Genomic DNA, 6,194 nt, shown 5'->3' with positions numbered 1-6,194 from the left:
CAGCCACGGTTTCAACAACAGCAATAACCGATTTATCTCGATATTCTTCAGTGCAAATACGGCAAATATTTTCCGTATCCATATTACCGCAAATCTCGCATTTTACTATTTTTTTGTCTATCTCTACAAGGTTATTAATCAGGCTTTTTAACCTTATATCTTTATCTTGTAGTAGGTACAGTACTATACGTCTTGCCGACCTACTACCAAGACCGGGTAATTTTGAAAAAAGATAAATTAGCTGGTCTATTTCATTATCATTTGTTTTATTCATAGTCGGAGTATATATCATTATAAATGAAGAGTCGGTATACAATACGAAGCTCAATTTGGAAAAGAGCTAGGCGTTTTGAAGCTTTTAACCGCAGCGTACATACTAGTACGTGAGGATTAAAAGCAAAAAACAACGAAGCCAGTTTTTCAAATTCAGCGAGTACACATTTAAGACTTAATAACGACTGTTCCGGCTATTTTATCATGTAATGCTTGTTTCTTGGAAGAAAAAAGTATAAAAAAAATACCAATAGGAAAAGTCATATATCCTAAAAATCTTTTAATTAACTGCTTTAAAGTCGGACGATTTAATGTTACGGCATCTACGATTTTCATACGTAGAAACATTTTACTAAGCGTTGCACCTTTATAATACCAAAACGTTACAAAATACGAGCCTATTACTAATATATTAGTAGCAAAAATTGAAATATTAAACAAAATATATTTGTTAAAATTTCCTGCTTTAAGATATTCATAAAATTCCGGACTCATAACAGAACTAAACATTTCATTAGGATTATGAAAAGTAATGTTATTGCTAAGGAAATAATCATTAAAGAACAACCATAATAAATTAAAAGAACAAAATTGTGATATTGGGATTGCTATAAAGGCAAATAATGATAAATCAAGTGCCGTAGAAAAAATTCGCGCTATAAAATCAGGATAAATAATTTGCTTTTTCATTGCCGGTTACTTTATTTTGGTGTTAGATTAGTAAGGGTTGCCGAAATCGTCATTGCGAGCGACTAAAAGGAGCGTGGCAATCTCAGGATTTTGGCATGAGATTGCTTCGTCAATTACTTCGTAATTTTCCTCGCAATGACGATTAATAACCCTAATCAAAATTCAATATATTACATTTATGAATCAATTTGAAGCATATAGTTTATTATTTGTTGATAGTTTTGTCTCAAATCTTGTTATCAGTTTTCAGAATGAGTTAATATTTCATTCTATGAAAATGTTTGGAGGCTATAATAGTTTAATAATGCTGTTAGTAGCTACTTGTGCTTCTCTTAGCGGTAATACAGTCAATTATATCTTTGGAAGAGTAGTTTTAAATATCTTTTATACTTCCAAAAATGAACAAAATATTTTAAGACATAAAAATTTAACAAAACTATATTATAAATATGAGTTATTTATACTTTTCTTAATGGCGCTTCCTTTTTGGGGCTGTTTTATTTCTTTATTCTCCGGTTTTTTTAAAACCAAATTTCTAAAATTTTTGAGTGTTGGTTGTTTGGCAAAAGTATGCTATTATGCTCTAGGTTTTGTGAACATTTCTAATTGATTTGCTATTTTGAGGTATTTTTTAGTGAAAATTAATAAAATTTTTATAGAAATAGTTATTCATATTTCAAAAAAATCTTATAATTTGCAGCAAAAAATAACCAAAATTAAATCTTTTTAGAAAAGTTTACAAAACCTAAAATTATATATATTTTAACTTATGAAAAAATTAACTAAAACAAATTCTCATAGACAACAAAAATTAGCAAGCATTATAAATGAAGCATTAATCGAAATTCTAAGGCGTGGTAAAATGCTGGATAGCAGACTTTTTGATTGTCCTCTCACTATTACGAAAGTTATAGTTACCGCCGACCTAAAAATAGCTAATTGTTATTTCTTGCCTTTTAATACTAAACTAACAATAGATGAAATTATGAATGCCTTAAATAATTCTAAAAATGCTATCAGAAATTTTATTACTAATAAAATAAATATGAAATTCTCGCCTGATATAAGATTTCATTACGATCACGGGTTCGAGAATGCTACAAAAGTAGAACAATTATTAAAAGATCTCTGAATATAAGAATCTAATAATTTATTAAAAAAATTATTATTAATAAATTGTTTTTATATTTAGATTATTGTACAATGCCATATTTTAATCGGTAATATTATAACTTAAATATGCATAACAAAATCGATAACTTAAAAGAAATAAAAGGATTAACAGGTTTACGCGGATATGCTGCATTATGGGTATTCTTTTTACACGCTACATATAATTGGCCAGGTAATTCAATTGGAATGAATATAGCAAGACTTGGCGGTCTTGGGGTTGTAATATTTTTTGTGTTATCCGGCTTTATATTATGTTATGTTTATAATACTAAATTTTATACACATACCGTTAGTTATAAAAGTTTTTTATTTGCACGTATTGCTAGGGTTTATCCTTTGCATTTATTTATGCTTTTATTTACATTAGTTTCTAGCTTTTTTTACCCTGCTCTTTCACTACCTTCTGATAATTTTTATACATTTTTCTTGAATATTTTTCTTATTCAAGCATGGGGGTTCACGGATTTAGTATCTTGGAATCAACCTGCATGGTCAATTAGTACGGAAATGTTTGCATATTTATTATTTCCTTTTTTAATATCTTTTATACAAAGATTATCAATAATTAAATTATTATTAACTTTATTATTTGTTTCTTATTGGATAATTTGTTCTCCTTATGCTTCCTTTATTGTGTGGCTACAAGCTCATAAATTAATTGATACCGAAGGAATACAATTTGCTTACGGTAAAAGCTTAACAATGTTTTTAGGTGTATTTATTTTCGGCTGTGTAATATTTTTTATTACAAAACATATAAAATCTTTGAAACTTAATTATATTATTTATGATATTATTACATTTGTAGGAATTGCTGTTTTTGCTTATATTTTTATTGTAATTAAGGAAGAAACACTTTGGTGGACTGCAGTCGGCTCATCTTTAATAATTATTGGAACATCTAATGATTCAGGATTAAGTAAGCTTATTTTCGGTAATCCAATAACATATTTTCTAGGTCAAATTTCATATGCTTTATACCTTTCTGCTTTAACTACAGAATTTTTTGTAGCATATTACTGGATTTATCCAACTCCTTTATGGCTTAAATTTGCTACTTCAATTACAATAGCTACTATTTTGCATTATATAGTTGAATTACCGGCTCGCCAGTTCATTCGTAAATTAAAAGTGAATAGATAAATAGGTGCTAGGGGATAAACTCAATCATTGAAAACAATAATTATCCGTTATACTAAAATACTTATGAATAAGTGTTAGTATAACAGCCTCCTAGCATAAATGGACTAAAGGCTATAAAATGTTTTGCAATGATGGAGTTTAAACATCATTTACAAAACGACAATATCATAATAATTGAAATAATCAAGATATTTTAGTTATTTTTTAATATTTTTTTAAACTTTAAGTATAGCTCAAATAAAAATAAATCCTTATTTTTATTAAATAACTTTAAAAGATTATTTTTTTATATTAATATATAAGAATCATCTTTTAATAAAAAATAAATAGAATAATGTCTCCTCAAATAATAGAGCTATTAATTTTTGCCGCTATTGCCTTTTTTATTATTAACAAATTAATTACGACTCTTGGTTCTACTTCAGAAGAAGAACAGACAAAGCAAAAATCTTATTTTGGCGAACCGGTTATTAAAGACGTAACTCAGAGCGCAGTTAAATCTAATAAAGAAGAAAAAAATTTTCCAACAGCCCAAGATATTAAAGCTTTCAAAGATATAATAGTAGAACAAAATATAACTGCGGTCGTAGACGGAATGGAACAGGTACATAAACGCCTTTATTCATTTGATCCGGTTAAATTTATAAATAATGCTAAAACTGCTTTTCAAATGATTATAGAAGCTGCTTATAAAAAGGATACTCAAGAATTATCTGAGTTGATAGATAAAAGATATTTAGAAGAATTTGAAAAAATAACGCAATCTTACGGTGATTTTTTTGACTCATCGGCTTTAAATGCACAATATTCAGAAATTTATATGTTTGGCAATAATATTTTTATTAAATTACTATTCCAAGGTAAAAATGTAGTTGACAAAATCGAAGACTTAAAAGAAGAATGGACATTTACACGTAATGCTAATACCAAAGAAGTAGATTGGTTTTTAAGTAATATTGAGAGAGTGTAAACGTCATTGCGAGGAGATGCGTAGCATCGACGTGGCAATCTCGTCAAAAAGTATATAACTCTTGAGATTGCTTCGTCAAAATTTTCAATTTTTCCTCGCAATGACGACTTACATAACATAACAAACTATTAGTAATGAACAAAATTTTCTATATTATAGGCACTATATTAATAATAAGTGTCGGTATTTTTATGTTTCAAAAGCAAACGATAACAGATAACAATCATATAATCCCAAGAAAAGTTTTATTCGGCAATCCTGATAAAGCTAGAGTTTCTCTAACCCACGACGGTAAATATATTCTATATATCGCACCCAAAGATGGTGTCTTAAATATTTGGTTAGCTCCAAGCGATGATATTAGTAAAGCACAAGCCATAACTTATGATAAAGGTCGCGGTATTAGGTCTTACGCTAAAGCTTACAACAATAAAAATATTTTATATAGTCAAGATTTTAATGGTGATGAAAATGACCGAATCTATAGTTATAATATAGAAACGAAAGAGACAAAGTTACTTACTCCTGAAAGAAGCGTTAAAGCCGGTATAGCCGGAGTGAGTTATAAAAAGCCAAATGAGATATTAATATATTTAAATGAGCGTAATCCTGAATATTTTGATATTTATAAATTAAATCTAGATACTTTAAAAAAAGAACTGATTTATAAAAATGATAGATTTACCGATTACGTAGCTGATGAAAATTTAAATTTAAGATTCGGTAGTTTACTAGATAAAGACGGAGCCGTTGAATATTATGAATTAAAAGACGGCAAGCCGCAATTATATACTAAAATCTCAATGGAAGATTCTTTCAATACTTCCATACTAGGTTTTGATGCTAGTGGCGAAATTCTTTATATGCTTGAGGGACGTAACCGTAATACTTCAGCCCTTAAGGCTATAACACTCGCTACCGGCGGCGAAGAAATATTAGCTGAAGATTCAAAAGCCGATATTGGCTTATTTGCCGCGCATCCTACCAAACAAACTCCGCAAGCAGTGTCTATAGATTATGATAGAGTTTCATACAAGATATTAGATAAAGATATTGAAGATGATATTAAATATCTGCAAGATCTTGATCGTGGTGATTTAATTATCAATAGCAGGACGTTAGACGACACAACTTGGATTGTTGCTTATATAGCTGATAACGCACCGGTGAAATTTTATAAATATGATAGGGCAAATAAAAAAGCTGAATTTTTATTTTCTAACCGTAAAGATCTTGAGAAATATAATCTTGCTAAGATGATACCGGTAATTATCAAGTCACGTGACGGCCTTGATTTAGTTAGCTATATAACTTTCCCAAATGATGTAAAGCTTGATGAAAATAATATACCAGATAGAAAAGTACCTCTAATCTTAAATGTTCATGGCGGTCCGTGGGTACGTGATAGCTGGGGATATGATACTGAACATCAATGGCTTGCAAACCGTGGCTATGCAGTTTTAACTGTTAATTACCGTGGTTCTACAGGCTTTGGTAAAGATTTCCTAAACGCTGGTAATTTAGAATATGCCGGTAAAATGCACACTGATTTAATTGACGGTGTTAACTGGGCTATTAAGAATAATATAGTTGATTCCGATAAAGTTTGTATTATGGGCGGAAGCTATGGAGGTTATGCAACGCTTGTAGGTCTTACCATGACGCCTGACGTGTTTGCTTGCGGTGTTGACGTTGTAGGCATGTCTGATTTATTAACACATGTGCAATCTAAAGCTCCTTACATGACACCATTATTAAGTATATATAGAACACGTATAGGGCCTTGGGATACCGAAAAGGAAAAAGAATTTTTAAGACAAAGATCACCGATTAATTTTATAGATAACATTAAAAAACCTCTATTTATAGCACAAGGAGTTCATGATGTTAGAGTGGTGCAAGCCCAATCTGACAAAATCGTAAACGCTATGAAAGCAAACCATAT

The 6,194-nt window shown here is 29.6% G+C and carries 6 protein-coding genes and 2 pseudogenes; 6 read left to right on the top strand and 2 right to left on the bottom strand.

Annotation, left to right across the window (positions count from 1 at the left end):
* Both AC1Z7D_RS05545 and AC1Z7D_RS05540 read right to left on the bottom strand, forming a co-directional pair.
* A pseudogene (locus AC1Z7D_RS05545) lies at window positions 1–274 on the bottom strand (recombination mediator RecR); the annotation flags it as partial.
* A 167-nt stretch (window positions 275–441) separates the two neighbouring features.
* Window positions 442–963 (bottom strand): RDD family protein, encoded by a 522-nt coding sequence (locus tag AC1Z7D_RS05540; RefSeq protein WP_482602692.1) that lies wholly within the window; start codon window positions 961–963, stop codon window positions 442–444.
* 26 nt (window positions 964–989) lie between these two features.
* Between AC1Z7D_RS05540 and AC1Z7D_RS05535 the strand changes: the two are divergent.
* The 6 genes and pseudogenes from AC1Z7D_RS05535 to AC1Z7D_RS05510 form a co-directional block, all read left to right on the top strand.
* Window positions 990–1,103 (top strand): annotated as a pseudogene (locus AC1Z7D_RS05535) (lytic transglycosylase domain-containing protein); the annotation flags it as partial.
* A 38-nt stretch (window positions 1,104–1,141) separates the two neighbouring features.
* Window positions 1,142–1,573: a YqaA family protein gene (locus tag AC1Z7D_RS05530; RefSeq protein ID WP_482602690.1), complete on the top strand. Its 432-nt coding sequence runs from the start codon at window positions 1,142–1,144 to the stop codon at window positions 1,571–1,573.
* Window positions 1,574–1,732: 159 nt separating this feature from the next.
* Window positions 1,733–2,095 (top strand): 30S ribosome-binding factor RbfA, encoded by a 363-nt coding sequence (gene rbfA / locus AC1Z7D_RS05525; RefSeq protein WP_482602688.1) that lies wholly within the window; start codon window positions 1,733–1,735, stop codon window positions 2,093–2,095.
* A 107-nt stretch (window positions 2,096–2,202) separates the two neighbouring features.
* Complete coding sequence (locus tag AC1Z7D_RS05520; RefSeq protein ID WP_482602686.1) at window positions 2,203–3,279, top strand: acyltransferase family protein; 1,077 nt, start codon at window positions 2,203–2,205, stop codon at window positions 3,277–3,279.
* A 334-nt stretch (window positions 3,280–3,613) separates the two neighbouring features.
* Entirely contained in the window at window positions 3,614–4,249 is a 636-nt protein-coding gene (locus tag AC1Z7D_RS05515) for a Tim44/TimA family putative adaptor protein (RefSeq protein WP_482602684.1), read from the top strand.
* Between the two features lie 134 nt (window positions 4,250–4,383).
* On the top strand, window positions 4,384–6,194 hold a 1,811-nt coding region (locus AC1Z7D_RS05510; RefSeq protein WP_482602682.1), incomplete at its 3' end, for a S9 family peptidase.

The organism is Rickettsia sp., assembly GCF_965035265.1.
The sequence above is the reverse complement of the archived record's forward strand: the minus strand, read 5'-3'. Positions and strand labels throughout refer to the sequence as shown.

Bases quoted from the DNA above. Each gene is read 5' to 3' on its own strand.
- AC1Z7D_RS05540 (WP_482602692.1), bottom strand. From the start codon at position 963: ATGAAAAAGCAAATTATTTATCCTGATTTTATAGCGCGAATTTTTTCT.
- AC1Z7D_RS05530 (WP_482602690.1), top strand. From the start codon at position 1,142: ATGAATCAATTTGAAGCATATAGTTTATTATTTGTTGATAGTTTTGTC.
- rbfA (WP_482602688.1), top strand. From the start codon at position 1,733: ATGAAAAAATTAACTAAAACAAATTCTCATAGACAACAAAAATTAGCA.
- AC1Z7D_RS05520 (WP_482602686.1), top strand. From the start codon at position 2,203: ATGCATAACAAAATCGATAACTTAAAAGAAATAAAAGGATTAACAGGT.
- AC1Z7D_RS05515 (WP_482602684.1), top strand. From the start codon at position 3,614: ATGTCTCCTCAAATAATAGAGCTATTAATTTTTGCCGCTATTGCCTTT.